This window comes from Chitinolyticbacter meiyuanensis, assembly GCF_008033135.1.
GTDB lineage: Bacteria > Pseudomonadota > Gammaproteobacteria > Burkholderiales > Chitinibacteraceae > Chitinolyticbacter > Chitinolyticbacter meiyuanensis.
Window position 1 is genome coordinate 3,556,029 of the sequence record NZ_CP041335.1, and the last position, 15,042, is coordinate 3,571,070.

A 15,042-nucleotide genomic window follows, 5' to 3' on the forward strand; every position below is an offset into this window, starting at 1 on the left:
CAGTCTTACTACATCGGCAGCCCGACGGCTGCCCGCAGCTGCCCGGCCCGCGAGAGGCCACTCGCAATCACGAAGGATAGTCATGACCCCGATCGACGCATTCGACATGGTGCTGTTTGGCGGCACCGGCGACTTGGTAATGAGAAAGTTGCTGCCCGCGCTGTATCACCAGCACCAGGACGGCAACCTGCCTGCCGCCGGTCGCATCATCTGCCTGGGCCGTAGCGTGCCCGACACTGCCGCCTACATCGACAAGGCCCACGCGCTGGCCAAGGGCTATCTGGGCAAGCACTACAACGAATCGGACTGGGCGAACTTCGCTGCCCGCGTCGAATACCTGAAGCTCGATGCCAACAACCCGGACGAATTCGGCAAGCTGGCCGAAGTACTGGGCGAATTTCCGCAACGCACCCGCGTCTTTTATCTCTCCACCGCCCCCACGCTGTTCGCGCCGATCTCGAAGAGCCTCGCCGCCGTCGGCCTCAATGCAGGCAATGCCCGCGTGGTACTGGAAAAGCCGCTGGGCCATGATCTCGAATCGTCGAACAAGATCAACGACGAAGTCGGCGAATATTTCAGCGAGCAGCAGATCTACCGGATCGACCACTACCTGGGCAAGGAGCCGGTGCTGAACCTGATGGCGCTGCGCTTCGGCAACACGCTGCTCGAACCGCTGTGGCGCCGCGAGTGGATCCGCGATGTGCAGATCACCGTGACCGAGCAGGTCGGTGTCGAAACCCGCGCCGATTTCTACGACAAGGCCGGCGCACTGCGCGACATGATCCAGAATCACCTGCTGCAGCTGTTGACCATCGTTGCGATGGAACCGCCCGCCAGCATCGACGCCGATGCCGTGCGCGACGAGAAGCTGAAGGTGCTGCGCGCATTGAAGCCGCTGACCCCGGAAACGGTCCATACCCAGGTGGTGCGTGGCCAGTACCGCGCCGGCGCCATTGCCGGCAAGCCGGTCCCAGGCTACCTGGAAGAACCGGGTGTGCCGGGCAATTCCAAGACCGAGACTTTCGTCGCACTCAAGGCCGAGATCCAGACCTGGCGCTGGGCTGGCGTGCCCTTCTTCCTGCGCACCGGCAAACGCCTGCAGGAGCGCCTCGCCGAGATCGTCATCAATTTCCGCGAAGCCCCCCATTCCATCTTCGGCCGCCACGGCACGCCGAACCGCCTGGTGATCCAGCTGCAGCCCGATGAATCGGTCCGCCTCTACCTGATGGCCAAGGAGCCGGGCAACCAGTTCCGCCTGCGCCCGGTCCACCTCGACCTCGACTTCAAGGATTTCTTCGCCTCGCGCAGCCCGGAAGCCTACGAGCGCCTGTTGATGGACGTGATCCGTGGCGACCAGTCCCTGTTCGTGCGCCGCGACGAGCAACGCGCGGCCTGGAAGTGGGTCGAGCCCATCATGGATTCGTGGGAAAACAGCAGCGAGCCGCCCAAGCCGTATACCGCAGGTACCTGGGGACCGGCCGCGTCGTCGGCGCTTCTCTCCCGCGACGGCCTCTGCTGGCACGAAGAAGGTTAAAACTTGCTGCGCGGCGCCATGGCGTTGTCGCGGGTGGGCTCGACATCCTCATGGGCATCAAGCCCATTCCGGTGTCTCGACCTTCCGCTTCGCGCCCTGGCGCCGCTCGCTGCGTTTTGCTCCGGCACGCGGCAAGTGTTGATTGTTGAATGAATTGAATGAGGTCGCGCCGAACCCATTTCGGCGCGTCGCCCATCCACCCGAGGTAAGCAATGTCTTTGCAATGGCATGAATTCCCGTCCAAGGACGAACTCGATGCGGCGCTGGCCGCCAAGATCGCGGCCGATCTGAACGCCGCGATCGCCGCGCGCGGTGTCGCCAGCATCGCCGTCTCCGGCGGCCGCACGCCGGCCGGCATGTTCAAGGCACTGTCGGAACAGAACGTGGCCTGGGGCAAGGTCGTCGCCACGCTGGTCGACGAGCGCTGGGTGCCGGTCGACCATGCCGACAGCAACGAGCGCACCGTGCGCCAGAACTTGTTGGTCGGCGCCGCCAGCGCCATCCGCTTCGTGTCGCCGGTGTCGTCCGCCGCCACACCGCACGAGGGCGAGGCCGAGATCGAGGCGCGCTTTGCCGAGATCCCGGCGCCGTTCGACGTACTGATCCTCGGCATGGGCGACGATGGCCACACCGCATCACTGTTCCCAGCCGCCAGCGAGCTGGAGCACGCCTGCGCCGCCACCTCGCGCGTCGCCTCGGTGACGCCGCCGGTGGCGCCGCACCAGCGCATCACGCTGACACTGCCGACCATTGCGCAGGCGCGCGATGTGATCGTTCATATCACCGGCGATGGCAAGAAATCGCTGCTGCAAACCGCGATGACCGAGCAGAAACCGGTCACCGAGCTGTATCCGATCCGCCGCGTGCTTGATGCGGTGTCATCGAACAAGCATGTTTTCTGGGCCGCATAAGCGGTAGCCAGACCGGGGACGGGGCCGCAAGGCCCCGCCTTTACAAGGGCACAGCCCTGAATCAGGCGCGCAGTCCCACCCGACTCGCGCCACCGTTTGAGTGAGAACAACCATGCTCGAACGCATCAAGACGGTGATCGACTCGCTTTCCAAATCGGAACGCAAGGTCGCCGAGCTGGTGCTGGCCCAGCCCAATCTGGTCGCCAATGCGCCGATCGCCCAGATCGCCGAACTCGCCGATGTCTCGCAGCCGACGGTGATCCGCTTCTGCCGCAGCCTCAACTGCTCCGGCCTGCAGGATTTCAAGCTACGCCTCACGCGCAGCCTGGTGTCCGGCGTGCCATACGTGCACTCGATGGTGTCGGCTGACGATTCGGCACACGACCTCGCGAAGAAGCTGTTCGACAACAACATCTCGCACCTGCTGCGCTGCCGCAACGAGCTCGACACCGAGGCGTTGGAGCGGGCGATCAAGGTGCTGTCGAACACGCACAAGATCGAAGTTTGGGGCCAGGGCCAGTCCGGCGCCGTCGCCATCGATGCCCAGAACAAGTTCTTCCGCCTCGGCGTGCCCACGGTGGCCTACACCGATCCGCACATGCACGGCATGAGCGCCTCCATGCTCAAGCCCGGCGACGCCGTGGTGGCCGTATCCAATTCTGGCCGTACGCTCGACCTGATTCGCTCGGTCGAGATCGCGCGCGATGCCGGGGCCGACGTGATCGGCATCACGCACAGCAAGAGCCCGCTCGCCAAGCGCTGCTCGATCTGCCTGTATGCCGACACCATGGAAGATCCGGATCTCTATACGCCGATGATCACCCGCATCGTCCACCTGGTGATCATCGATGTGCTGGCGGTCGGCGTCGCGCTCAAGCGCGGCCCCGAGCTGATCGACCAGCTCGAGAAGATGAAACGCAACCTCAAAGAAAAGCGGGTGCGCGGCCAGGACCACGGTCTCTGAGCCCTACCCTCCACGCCTAGCCCGAAAGGAAGTTTTCCGATGTCCAAGCTCCTGAACTCGCCCGCCTGGCAAGCCCTGGTCGAGCATCAACAACATATCGCCCCGCTGCACCTGCGTGACCTGTTCGCCCAGGACCCGCAGCGCTTCGAGAAATTCTCGCTCGAATCGGGCGGCCTGTTCTTCGACTACTCGAAGAACCGCATCACCGAAGAAACAATGGCGTTGCTGTTCAACCTGGCCCGCCAGGCCGGTGTAGCCGAGCGCATCCAGAAGATGTTCTCGGGCGAGAAGATCAACATCACCGAAAAGCGTGCCGTGCTGCACGTGGCGCTGCGCAACCTCGACAAGAACCCGATCGTGGTCGATGGCGAAGACGTGATGCCCAAGGTCAACGAGGTCAAGGAAAAGATCTTCCAGTTCTCGGACGAGATCCGCTCGGGCGAGCGCACCGGCTATACCGGCAAAGCCTTCACCGACATCGTCAATATCGGTATCGGCGGCTCGGACCTGGGTCCGGTGATGGTCTGTAACGCCCTCAAGCATTTCGGCCACCAGCGCCTGAACATGCACTTCGTTTCCACCGTGGACGGCGATCAGGTGGTGTCGACGCTGAAGAAGCTGAACCCGGAAACCACGCTGTTCATCATCGCGTCCAAGACTTTCACCACGCAGGAAACCATCACCAACGCCCGCACTGCGCGCAAGTGGTTCCTCGACCGGGTCGGCAACGAAAGCCACATCGCCAAGCACTTCGTCGCCGTGTCGACCAATGCCAAAGCCGTGGCCGAGTTCGGCATCGACACCAACAACATGTTCGAATTCTGGGACTGGGTCGGCGGCCGCTACTCGCTGTGGTCCGCCATCGGCCTGCCCATTGCCATCTATCTCGGCAAGCACGACTACCAGGATCTGCTACATGGTGCCTACACCATGGACGAGCACTTCAAGAACAAGCCGCTCGAGCAGAACCTGCCGGTGATCATGGGCCTGTTGGGCGTGTGGTACATCAACTTCTTCGGCGCCAACACCCAGCTGATCTCGCCGTACAACCAGGCGCTGCAGCGTTTCCCGGCCTACCTGCAACAGCTGGACATGGAATCGAACGGCAAGAGCGTCGATCTGGACGGCAACCGCGTCGACTACCATACCGGCCCCGTCGTCTGGGGGGATGCCGGCATCAATGGCCAGCACGCCTACTACCAGATGCTGCACCAGGGCTCGCAGTTGGTGCCGATCGATTTCATCGCCAGCGTCGAGCATCCGGACATCCCGGAGCCGCACAGCACCATCCTGATGGCCAACTACTTCGCCCAGACCGAAGCCTTCATGCGCGGCAAGAACGAAGCCGAAGTGCGTGCCGAGCTCGACAAGGCCGGCATCACCGGCGCCGCGCAGGATGAACTGGTGCCGCACAAGATCTTCGAGGGCAACCGCCCGACCAACTCCATCCTGATCCAGCGCCTGACGCCGCGCCGCCTCGGTGCGCTGATCGCGCTCTACGAGCACAAGATCTTCGTGCAAGGCACGATCTGGAATGTCAATTCGTACGACCAGTGGGGCGTCGAGCTCGGCAAGCAGCTCGCCAAGGCCATCGAGGGTGACCTGACCACCCCGGGCCTCACCACCTCGCACGATGCTTCGACCAACGGCCTCATCAACTACTACAAGCGTAACGTGCCGCGATAAGCGCACCGCAACGCCACATGGGTCGCCCGGCTACACGCCGGGCGATGGTTCGCCCGGCCGGCATACTGGCCGATGCGACAGTCCAACTCACCACATAGGTAGACAACATGGCAGAGCAAACGCACGACCACGATCCGCAGGAAACCCGCGAGTGGCTGGATGCGCTGGATGGCGTACTGGAAAACGAAGGCGCGGAACGCGCGCACTTCCTGGTTGAGAAGCTGATCGATCACGCCCGGCAGGACGGCGTGAACATCCCGTACACAGCCACCACCGCGTACATCAACACCATTCCGCAGCATCTGGAAGCCAAGAGCCCCGGCAACCACGCCTACGAGGAGCGCATCCGCTCCTACACGCGCTGGAACGCCGCGGCCATGGTCGTGAAGGCCAACCGCGATCCCGCGGAGCCCGGTGGTCACATCACCTCGTTTGCCTCTGCCGCTACCCTTTACGACGTGGGCTGGAACCATTTCTGGCATGCCCCGAGCGAAGCACACGGTGGCGATCTGGTCTATTTCCAGGGCCATAGCGCCCCCGGCATGTATGCCCGTGCCTACCTCGAAGGCCGCATCAACGAAGACCAGTTGAACAAGTTCCGCCGCGAAGTCGATGGTGGCGGCCTTTCCAGCTACCCGCACCCGTGGCTGATGCCGGATTTCTGGCAGTTCCCCACGGTGTCGATGGGCCTGGGGCCCATCATGGCCATCTACCAGGCCCGCTTCATGAAGTACCTCGACGATCGCGGCTTCAAGCAGAAGGGTGATCGCAAGGTCTGGGCCTTCATGGGCGACGGCGAGATGGACGAGCCCGAATCGCTCGGCGCGATCTCGCTGGCCGGCCGCGAACGCCTCGACAACCTGGTGTTCGTCATCAACTGCAATCTGCAGCGTCTGGACGGCCCGGTGCGTGGCAATGGCAAGATCATCCAGGAGCTGGAAGGCGACTTCCACGGCTCGGGCTGGAACGTGATCAAGGTGGTATGGGGCTCGGGCTGGGATGCCCTGCTGGCCAAGGACAAGAAAGGCCTGCTGCAGCAGCGCATGATGGACGTGGTCGATGGCGAGTACCAGACCTACAAGTCCAAGGATGGCGCCTTCGTGCGCGAGCACTTCTTCAATACGCCGGAGCTGAAGGCGCTGGTGTCCAGCATGTCCGACGACGACATCTGGCGCCTGACCCGCGGCGGCAACGATCCGCACAAGGTGTACGCCGCCTACAAGGCCGCAGTCGAGCACAAGGGTGCGCCGACGCTGCTGCTGGTGAAGACCGTCAAGGGCTACGGCATGGGCTCGGCCGGCGAATCGCAGAACGTCGCCCACCAGACCAAGAAGCTGTCTGACGACGACATGCTGCACCTGCGCGACCGCTTCAAGATCCCCCTCTCCGATGAACAAGCCAAGGCCTGCACCTTCTACCTGCCGCCCGCTGATGCGCCGGAAATGCAGTACATGCACGAGCGCCGCACCGCGCTAGGTGGCTACCTGCCGGCCCGCAAGCCGGTTGACGAGTCGCTGCAAGTGCCGGGGCTCGAAGCCTTCAAGGCGCAGCTGGAAAGCACCGGCGAGCGCGAGATGTCCACCACCATGGCCTTCGTGCGCATCATGGGCACGCTGATCAAGGACAAGAACATCGGCAAGCGCGTCGTACCCATCGTACCGGACGAATCGCGCACCTTCGGCATGGAAGGCATGTTCCGCCAGCTCGGCATCTGGTCGCATGTCGGCCAGCTCTACGCGCCGCAGGATGCCGACCAGCTGATGTTCTACAAGGAATCGAAGGACGGCCAGATCCTGCAGGAAGGCATCAACGAAGCCGGTGCCATGGCCGACTGGATCGCCGCCGCCACCAGTTACGCCAACCATGGCGTGACCATGATCCCGATCTACATCTACTACTCGATGTTCGGTTTCCAGCGGATCGGCGATCTGGCCTGGGCCGCTGGTGACCTGCGCGCGCGCGGCTTCCTGGTCGGCGGCACCGCCGGCCGTACCACGCTGAACGGCGAAGGCCTGCAACACCAGGATGGCCACGGCCACCTGTTCGCCGACTTCATCCCGAACTGCGTCTCGTACGACCCGACCTTCGCCTACGAGCTCGCCGTGATCGTGCAGAATGGCATGAAGCGCATGTATCAGGATCAGGAGAACATCTACTACTACCTGACGGTGATGAACGAGAACTACGCGCACCCGGCCATGCCGGAAGGCGCCGAGGAAGGCATCATCAAGGGCATGTATCTGTTCCGCGAGGGCGCGAAGGACGCCAAGCTCAAGGTGCAGTTGCTCGGTTGCGGCACCATCTTCCGCGAAGTGATCGCAGCCGCCGATCTGTTGAAGGCCGATTTCGGCGTCGACGCCGATATCTGGTCGACCACCAGCCTGAACGAACTGAAGCGCGACGGGATGGCCGCCAGCCGCTACAACCTGCTGCACCCGACCGAAACCGAGCGCGTTCCGTACGTGACGCAATGCCTGCAAGGCCGCGTGGGCCCGGTGATCGCCGCGACCGACTACAAGCGCATCTTTACCGACCAGATCCGCGAATACGTGCCGCAGAAGATGATCACGCTGGGCACCGACGGCTTCGGCCGCTCGGACAGCCGTGCCGCGCTGCGCCGCTTCTTCGAGGTGGATCGCTACCACGTTGCGGTGGCGGCACTGAAGGGCCTGGCGGACGAGGGCAAGCTCGAGCGCAAGGTGGTGGCCGACGCCATCGCCAAGTACGGCATCGACGCCGGGCGCCCGGCACCCTGGACTGTTTGATTTGCGTGAGGCGCGCGCCGCGGCGGTGATGTCCATCCACTCCGCAGCGCGCGCTGGCCGGAGCCGGCCCTACCCGCTCCGCACTCCTCACCCCTCACAGGATTCATCCCATGAGCAACGTCATTGAACTGAAAGTGCCTGATATCGGCGGCCACGATAACGTCGACATCATCGAGGTGATGGTGGCGGCCGGTGACCGCGTCGAGGTCGAGCAGAGCCTGATCACCCTGGAAACCGACAAGGCCACCATGGAGGTGCCGGCCACTGCCGCCGGTGTCGTCAAGGAAGTGAAGGTCAAGGTCGGCGACAAGATTTCCGAAGGCGGCGTGGTCGTGCTGCTGGAAGTGGCCGATGCGGCAAGTGCCCCTGCTGCAGCGCCAATTGCTGCGCCCGTCCCGGCCGCCGCACCTGCTCCGGCTGCTACCGCAGCGGCACCCGTCGGTGGCACCACCGTCGAAGTCCGTGTGCCCGATATCGGCGGTCACGACAACGTCGACGTGATCGAAGTGCTGGTCAAGCCGGGCGACACCGTGGCGCAGGAACAATCACTGATCACGCTGGAAACCGACAAGGCCACCATGGAAGTGCCCTCGACCGCCGCCGGCGTCGTCGAAAGCGTGGTGATCAAGGTCGGCGACAAGGTGTCCGAAGGTGCATTGATCGTCACCGTGAAACGCAGCGATGCCGCTGCGCAGTCCGCCCCGGCAGCCGCGCCGGCCGTCGCTGCTGCGGCACCGCAAGCAGCTGCACCGGCTCCGGCCAAGGCAGCGCCGGCACCGGTCGCCCAAGCCAGCGTGCCCGCGCAAGTCGATGAAGCCGGCTTTGCCCGTGCCCATGCTTCGCCGTCCGTGCGCAAGTTCGCCCGCGAACTCGGCGTCGATCTTGGCCGCGTCCAGGGCTCCGGCCCCAAGGGCCGCGTGCTGCACGAAGATGTGCAAGGCTTCGTTAAATCGGTGATGACCAGCGCGGTCGCCTCGTCGCTGGCCGCACCGGCCGGTGGCGCCTCGCTCGGCGGCGGGCTCGACCTCTTGCCGTGGCCCAAGGTCGATTTCGCCAAGTTCGGCCCGATCGAATCCAAGCCGCTGTCCAAGATCAAGAAGATTTCCGGCGCCAACCTGCACCGGAACTGGGTGGTGATCCCGCACGTCACGTTCAATGACGAATGCGACATCACCGCGCTGGAGGATTTCCGCAAGGAGATCGGCAAGGAGTGGGAGAAGAGCGGCCTCAAGCTCTCGCCGCTGGCCTTCATCATCAAGGCCGCCGCCGAAGCGCTGAAGGCCTTCCCCGAGTTCAACTCCTCGCTCGATGGTGACAACCTGGTGCTCAAGCAGTATTACCACATCGGTTTCGCCGCGGACACGCCGAACGGCTTGGTGGTTCCGGTGATCAAGGATGCGGACCAGAAGGGCCTGAAGCAGATCGCCAAGGAGCTGACCGACCTCTCCGGCCTCGCCCGCGAAGGCAAGCTCAAGCCCACTGACATGCAGGGCGCCACGTTTACCATCTCGTCGCTGGGTGGTATCGGCGGCACCAGCTTCACGCCCATCATCAATGCGCCGGAAGTGGCCATCCTCGGCGTGTGCAAGTCGCAGATCAAGCCGGTGTGGAACGGCAGGGAATTCACGCCGCGCCTGATGTGCCCGCTGTCGCTGTCGTTCGATCACCGGGTGATCGACGGTGCGGCCGCCGCCAAATTCACCGTGCACTTGGGCAAGCTGCTGACGGACATCCGCCGTCTCGTGTTGTGAGGCGACTGGGGCGGGGAGCGCGGCACGCCTTCCCCGCCCCGGACGCTGGCAGGAATGGCCGGGCCATTCCGCACTCCTCACCCCTCACAGGATCCACCCCATGAGCAAGCTCATCGAACTCAAGGTCCCCGATATCGGCGGTCATGACAACGTCGACGTCATCGAGGTGTTCGTCAACGCCGGCGACAGCGTCGCCGTCGAACAAAGCCTGATCACGCTGGAAACCGACAAGGCGACCATGGAAGTACCGGCCACCCACGCTGGCGTGATCAAGGAATTCAAGATCAAGGTCGGCGACAAGGTGTCCGAGGGCACCGTAATCGCCGTGATCGAGGCGGTCGAAAGCGCCGCCGCGCCGGCACCTGCTGCTGCGCCCGCGCCGCAAGCCACCGCTCCGGTATCGGCAACGCCCCCCGCCGCAGCCCCAGCCGGCAGCTACAGCGGCCCGGTCGACATCGAGACCGAGATGGTGGTACTCGGCGGCGGCCCCGGCGGCTATTCCGCGGCGTTCCGCTCGGCCGATCTCGGCCTCAAGACCGTGATCGTCGAGCGCTTCGCCACACTGGGCGGCGTCTGCCTCAATGTCGGCTGCATCCCGTCCAAGGCCTTGCTGCACAACGCCTTCGTCATCGACGAAGTGGCCCATTTGGCCGCCAACGGCATCAAGTTCGGCAAGCCCGAGGTCGATGTCGATGCGCTGCGTGGCTTCAAGGAAAAGGTGATCGGCAAGCTCACCGGTGGCCTCGCCGGCATGGCCAAGGCGCGCAAGGTCGAGACGGTGCGCGGTATCGGCCGCTTCCTCGACGCCCACCACCTCGAAGTGCAACTCACCAGCGGCGAAGGCAAGGCCACCACCGGCGAAAAGAAGGTGATCCGTTTCCAGAGCGCCATCATCGCCGTCGGTTCATCAGTGTTCAAACTGCCCTTCATCCCCAACGATCCGCGCATCGTCGATTCGACCGGTGCGCTGGAACTCAACAGCGTGCCGCAGCGCATGCTGATCATCGGCGGCGGCATCATCGGCCTGGAAATGGGTACGGTGTACTCAACGCTGGGCGCACGGCTCGACGTGGTCGAACTGTCCGATGGGCTGATGCAAGGCGCCGACCGCGACTTGGTCAAGGTGTGGCAGGACTGGAACAAGCATCGCTTCGACAACATCATGCTGAGCACCAAGACCACCGCGATCGAGCCCAAGGATGATGGCATCTGGGTCACGTTCGACGGCGAAAAAGCCCCCAAGGAGCCGCAGCGCTATGATCTGGTGCTGCACGCCACCGGCCGCATCCCCAACGGCAAGCAGGTCGGCGCCGAGCATGCGGGTGTCGCCGTCACCGAGCGCGGCTTCATCGAAGTCGACAAGCAGATGCGCACCAACGTACCGCACATCTTCGCCATCGGCGATCTGGTGGGCCAGCCGATGCTGGCGCACAAAGCGGTGCACGAGGCGCACGTGGCGGCCGAGAACGCCGCCGGCCACAAGGCCTGGTTTGACGCCCGCGTGATTCCCGGCGTTGCCTACACCGATCCGGAAGTGGCGTGGGTGGGCCTCACCGAAGACCAGGCCAAGAAGGAAGGCAAGGCAATCACCAAGGGCGTGTTCCCCTGGGCCGCCTCCGGCCGCGCCATTGCCAACGGCCGCACCGAAGGCTTCACCAAGTTGATCTTCGACGCGGAAAACGGCCAGATCCTCGGCGGCGCCATCGTCGGCCCACACGCCGGCGACATGATCGGCGAGATCTGCCTCGGCATCGAGATGGGTGCGGATGCGGTCGACATCGGCAAGACCATCCACCCGCATCCCACCATGGGCGAATCGATCGGCATGGCCGCCGAAGTCGCCAAGGGCGTGTGCACGGATTTGCCACCGCAGCGCAAGAAGTAAGGCAAATCCTGACAAAAACCGCATCGTCAGCGATGCGGTTTTTTTTGCTCGAGCCCGCTTCATACAGACAACAGCCCACAATCATTTGGCATTTGAGTGATAGCTATGCAACACTCTCGCCGATGTCGGCGGCTTAGCACGCTAGAAAGCTATACCAGAATTATTCGTACTCAGTGCACTTCGCGGCTTACCTTCCAACCAAGTATTACGTTGAAAATGCATACAACACCGATTGCTTTTCAGCAGCGCGGCACCCGATGAGCCAGCGGGTCTGCGAAGTTGGAAATTGAATTTAGCAAAACAAAGAAAATAGTTTTCACAATTTCTCCGTACATGACAATAAAATCAATAAGCTACGCTTTAGTGGGTTTGCTAATTCTACATTCGCCACCGGGCCATGCATCGACATTTCTCGCTCAACTTCAGTTGACGCTTGAGCATGAACCCAGCTTGATATCATCTCAACGTGATATCGATATCAGTTCCGCGAGAAAAGATCAGGCCCTTGGGGAACTGCTCCCCAAGATCGACCTCTCCGGCGGCATGAATAGAAATCGAAGAAACTACCAGCAAAAACAAAGCCTTTTTCCGTCCAGCACTGAGTATTACGACTCGAACTCTTGGCAAATTAATTTTTCACAGCCAATCATCAATTTTGCAGCAATTTTCAATTTACGCCAAAATTTGCACTATCTGGACCAAGCCAATCTGATCAAGCTGGCGACCGAACAAGAGCTCATCGCAAAGTACATCGAAACCTGGATGTCCATTCAGAGCGCGCTCGCAAATGTCGATGCCGAATCTGCAAAGAAAGATTACGCAGCATCTGAATTAAGCAAGGCAAAAATCGGCCATCTCAACGACCTGGTCAACGAACCCGAACTAATCAGAGCACAAGCCGAGTTTGATATAGCAAGTTCTGATGTGGACCAAGCCGCCAGTGAACTGGAGATAGCCATTTCCAATCTCGAGCTGTTATCAGGCCAAGCACCTAGCACGGAAATAGCCTTACTCGAACCGAAGCTAGACCGACTCAACGCCCCGTTTGAAACAAACACACAACTGGAACTTTCAAACACGCTCAACCCCAGAATAAATGCAGCCAAAAAAGCTGCGGACGCGGCCAAGCAGGAAATTCAGAAACAATCCGCGGGGCTTCTCCCCACGCTCGAGTTGGTAGCCAACTACTCCGAAAAGAAACAGCAAGAAGGCGACTACCCCTCCCAAAGCGGATATTCAGACAAAGCGGGCTATGTTGGGCTGCAGTTAAACATTCCGATTTTTAGCGGAGGCGGACAGCTTGCCAAGAAGAAAGAGGCCCAAGCCCAGTATGAGAAAGCACTGAGTGATATAGAAAAAGAAAGAAGAAATGCAACTCAGCGCCTCAAGCAGGCTCTGCAGGAATATGCAAGCGCCCAACGCAGGCAGCGTGCAATGCACACCTCGCTGTCTGCCGCGCAGTTAGAACTTGTTGCAGCACGCAGATCAAGGGATTTTGGCAACGGGTCCGACATTGAAGTTTTCAAGGCACAACTTCAAGTTGCGAACACAAAGCGCGACGAAATCAAGGCAATATGCGACAAGGTCTCGGCATATTTCAACATTAAAGCTAACACGGCGTCGATCAACGAAGCGGATATCCAGCAGCTTGCAGAAATCTTCGTTGAGCCATAAAGATTTCGTATGCACGCAATTGAATCCAATTTACTAGCTCCCTCCCTCTCCGTGCCACCCACGCCCGCATGGCATAGATTCCTGGTGGCCACATCCGCCATTGAGCTCTGCCAAGCCTGGTTGGAAATTACCTGCTCCCAGCTCGCGGATGTCGACTATGCCGCGATACTGGTAAAGGATCTTGCTGCGGGGGGATTTGCGCCCATTGCCGTATGGCCAAGCGAAGAGCTGGATTTTGCCAGCCTATCCGAAGCGATAGGCCAAGCCATACACGAGCAAAAAGGGATAGTCCAGAGACATTCGAGCCGAGCTGATCAGAACTGGCAGATCGCCTATCCGGTTCAGATCACCTCAGGCATCGAAGCAGTCATTGGCTTATCCATTACAACGCCCTCTCCAAACCAGGCTCTGCAGTTGCTGCACTGGAATTCCGCCTGGATTACCAATTTGTTCATTTCCAGAAACTCAGAACTTGGCCAAGTCAACTTCTACCGCGCCCGCAAGTTAATCGACTGCTTGACCAGCCTTAATCACAGCAAAGAGGTTGCTCAATCCCTGATTGAGCTGACCACGGAAATCAAGGCTGCCATTGGATGTGATAAGGTCGCAATCGGTACATTTGGTACTTCGCAAATTAGGATCAGGAGCATTACCGACTCCGCGCACCTGGAAAAAAACAGCCACATCAGCAAATGTTATGCTGCGGCAATGGATGTTGCGCTTGATCGAGATGTAATCGTGCAGGCCACACGTGAAGAAACGGCAGCGCAAAATCCGCATGACCCAGTCACCCAATTGCTTGAGGCCTCAGGCAATGCCTTACTGGTCGTGGTCCCCTTGAGCACAAGCGGTCGAAAAATCGGTGCGCTCACCTTGGAATGGCAGCACGTGCAGCTTGAGGAGGAAAGCCTCAAGCTCATCGATGCGATAAGGTCAGTATTGGCACCCGCCATCGAAAGTCGCTTACAGTCGGACCAAAACTCCGCCCAGCGCCTTGGTCACGAGATCAAGCAAGTATTTGAAAAGCTGCTTGGCCCCGACCATCTCATGCTCAAAACAGTCGCCGCGATCTGCATCATTCCGCTGCTACTATCGTTGTTGATTCATATTCCCTTCAGGGTCACCGCAAAAACTGTTGTGGAAGGCGAAGTACAACGAACCGCGACAGCCCCGTTCAACGGATTCATCAGCCGCTCCTTTGTCAAGGCAGGGGATCAACTGCAGAAAGGGCAAGTGCTGTTGGAGCTGGATACCACCGACCTTGAAATCGAAAAACACAAGTGGCAGGGTGAACGAGATCAAAACAATGAAAAATTGCAACAAGCCATCGCGGCACAGGATCTCGCGGAGGTTCAGGTCGCCAGTGCGCAGCTCAAGCAGTCGCAATCCCAACTTGCATTGACAATTGAGCGTTTGGCACGCGCCAAAATACGTGCCCCATTCGACGGGGTCGTCATTTCCGGTGATCAATCACAGCAAATCGGAGCGCCAGTCGAAACTGGCAAGAAGCTCTTCGAAATAGCCCCGTTGGATCGGTATCGCGTCATTCTGCAAGTGGACGAGCGGGATGTTGGCAGCATTCGCCAAGGCCAGCAGGGCAAGCTGATCATCACGGGCTTGGCCGGCGAAGCGATGGCGCTCCGCATCAGCAGGATCACACCTGTTGCAACGGCCAAGGATGGCAAGAATTATTTCCGAGTAGAAGCAAGGCTCGATGACACGTCGATACACTTGCGCCCCGGCATGGAAGGCGTCGGAAAAATTGAAACACCATCCCGCTCACTGTTCTGGATCGTCACACACAAATTTACCGATTGGCTGCGCCTTACACTCTGGACTTGGCTACCCTGATCCGGGAAGCGGAAAAACGAA

The 15,042-nt window shown here is 60.8% G+C and carries 9 protein-coding genes; all 9 read left to right on the plus strand.

Features of this window, described 5'->3' with window-relative positions; all coding sequences use genetic code 11:
- Window positions 1-82 precede the first annotated feature (82 nt).
- The 9 genes from zwf (at window position 83) to FLM21_RS17115 (ending at window position 15,021) form a co-directional block, all read left to right on the plus strand.
- Window positions 83-1,534 (plus strand): glucose-6-phosphate dehydrogenase, encoded by a 1,452-nt coding sequence (gene zwf, locus FLM21_RS17075; protein WP_148716720.1) that lies wholly within the window; start codon window positions 83-85, stop codon window positions 1,532-1,534.
- A 212-nt stretch (window positions 1,535-1,746) separates the two neighbouring features.
- Entirely contained in the window at window positions 1,747-2,445 is a 699-nt protein-coding gene (gene pgl / locus FLM21_RS17080) for a 6-phosphogluconolactonase (RefSeq protein WP_148716721.1), read from the plus strand.
- Between the two features lie 112 nt (window positions 2,446-2,557).
- Entirely contained in the window at window positions 2,558-3,409 is an 852-nt protein-coding gene (gene hexR, locus FLM21_RS17085; protein WP_148716722.1) for a transcriptional regulator HexR, read from the plus strand.
- Between the two features lie 39 nt (window positions 3,410-3,448).
- Window positions 3,449-5,095 carry a glucose-6-phosphate isomerase gene (gene pgi / locus FLM21_RS17090; protein WP_148716723.1) on the plus strand — a complete coding sequence of 549 codons (1,647 nt, stop codon included), beginning with the start codon at window positions 3,449-3,451 and terminating at the stop codon, window positions 5,093-5,095.
- 107 nt (window positions 5,096-5,202) lie between these two features.
- Complete coding sequence (aceE, locus tag FLM21_RS17095; RefSeq protein WP_148716724.1) at window positions 5,203-7,860, plus strand: pyruvate dehydrogenase (acetyl-transferring), homodimeric type; 2,658 nt, start codon at window positions 5,203-5,205, stop codon at window positions 7,858-7,860.
- 110 nt (window positions 7,861-7,970) lie between these two features.
- A complete protein-coding gene (gene aceF / locus FLM21_RS17100; RefSeq protein WP_148716725.1) occupies window positions 7,971-9,611 on the plus strand; it encodes a dihydrolipoyllysine-residue acetyltransferase in 1,641 nt (546 codons plus the stop codon).
- A 100-nt stretch (window positions 9,612-9,711) separates the two neighbouring features.
- The gene (gene lpdA / locus FLM21_RS17105; protein ID WP_148716726.1) at window positions 9,712-11,496 is read left to right on the plus strand and encodes a dihydrolipoyl dehydrogenase; all 1,785 of its coding nucleotides are present in this window, start codon (window positions 9,712-9,714) and stop codon (window positions 11,494-11,496) included.
- 279 nt (window positions 11,497-11,775) lie between these two features.
- A complete protein-coding gene (locus FLM21_RS17110) occupies window positions 11,776-13,170 on the plus strand; it encodes a TolC family protein (protein ID WP_148716727.1) in 1,395 nt (464 codons plus the stop codon).
- A gap of 84 nt (window positions 13,171-13,254) precedes the next feature.
- Window positions 13,255-15,021: an efflux RND transporter periplasmic adaptor subunit gene (locus tag FLM21_RS17115; RefSeq protein ID WP_187359961.1), complete on the plus strand. Its 1,767-nt coding sequence runs from the start codon at window positions 13,255-13,257 to the stop codon at window positions 15,019-15,021.
- The last annotated feature ends 21 nt before the right edge of the window (window positions 15,022-15,042 follow it).

Excerpts from the sequence above, each read along its gene's own strand:
- hexR (WP_148716722.1), top strand. The coding sequence starts at position 2,558 with ATGCTCGAACGCATCAAGACGGTGATCGACTCGCTTTCCAAATCGGAA.
- aceF (WP_148716725.1), top strand. The coding sequence starts at position 7,971 with ATGAGCAACGTCATTGAACTGAAAGTGCCTGATATCGGCGGCCACGAT.
- aceE (WP_148716724.1), top strand. The coding sequence starts at position 5,203 with ATGGCAGAGCAAACGCACGACCACGATCCGCAGGAAACCCGCGAGTGG.
- pgl (WP_148716721.1), top strand. The coding sequence starts at position 1,747 with ATGTCTTTGCAATGGCATGAATTCCCGTCCAAGGACGAACTCGATGCG.
- zwf (WP_148716720.1), top strand. The coding sequence starts at position 83 with ATGACCCCGATCGACGCATTCGACATGGTGCTGTTTGGCGGCACCGGC.
- lpdA (WP_148716726.1), top strand. The coding sequence starts at position 9,712 with ATGAGCAAGCTCATCGAACTCAAGGTCCCCGATATCGGCGGTCATGAC.
- pgi (WP_148716723.1), top strand. The coding sequence starts at position 3,449 with ATGTCCAAGCTCCTGAACTCGCCCGCCTGGCAAGCCCTGGTCGAGCAT.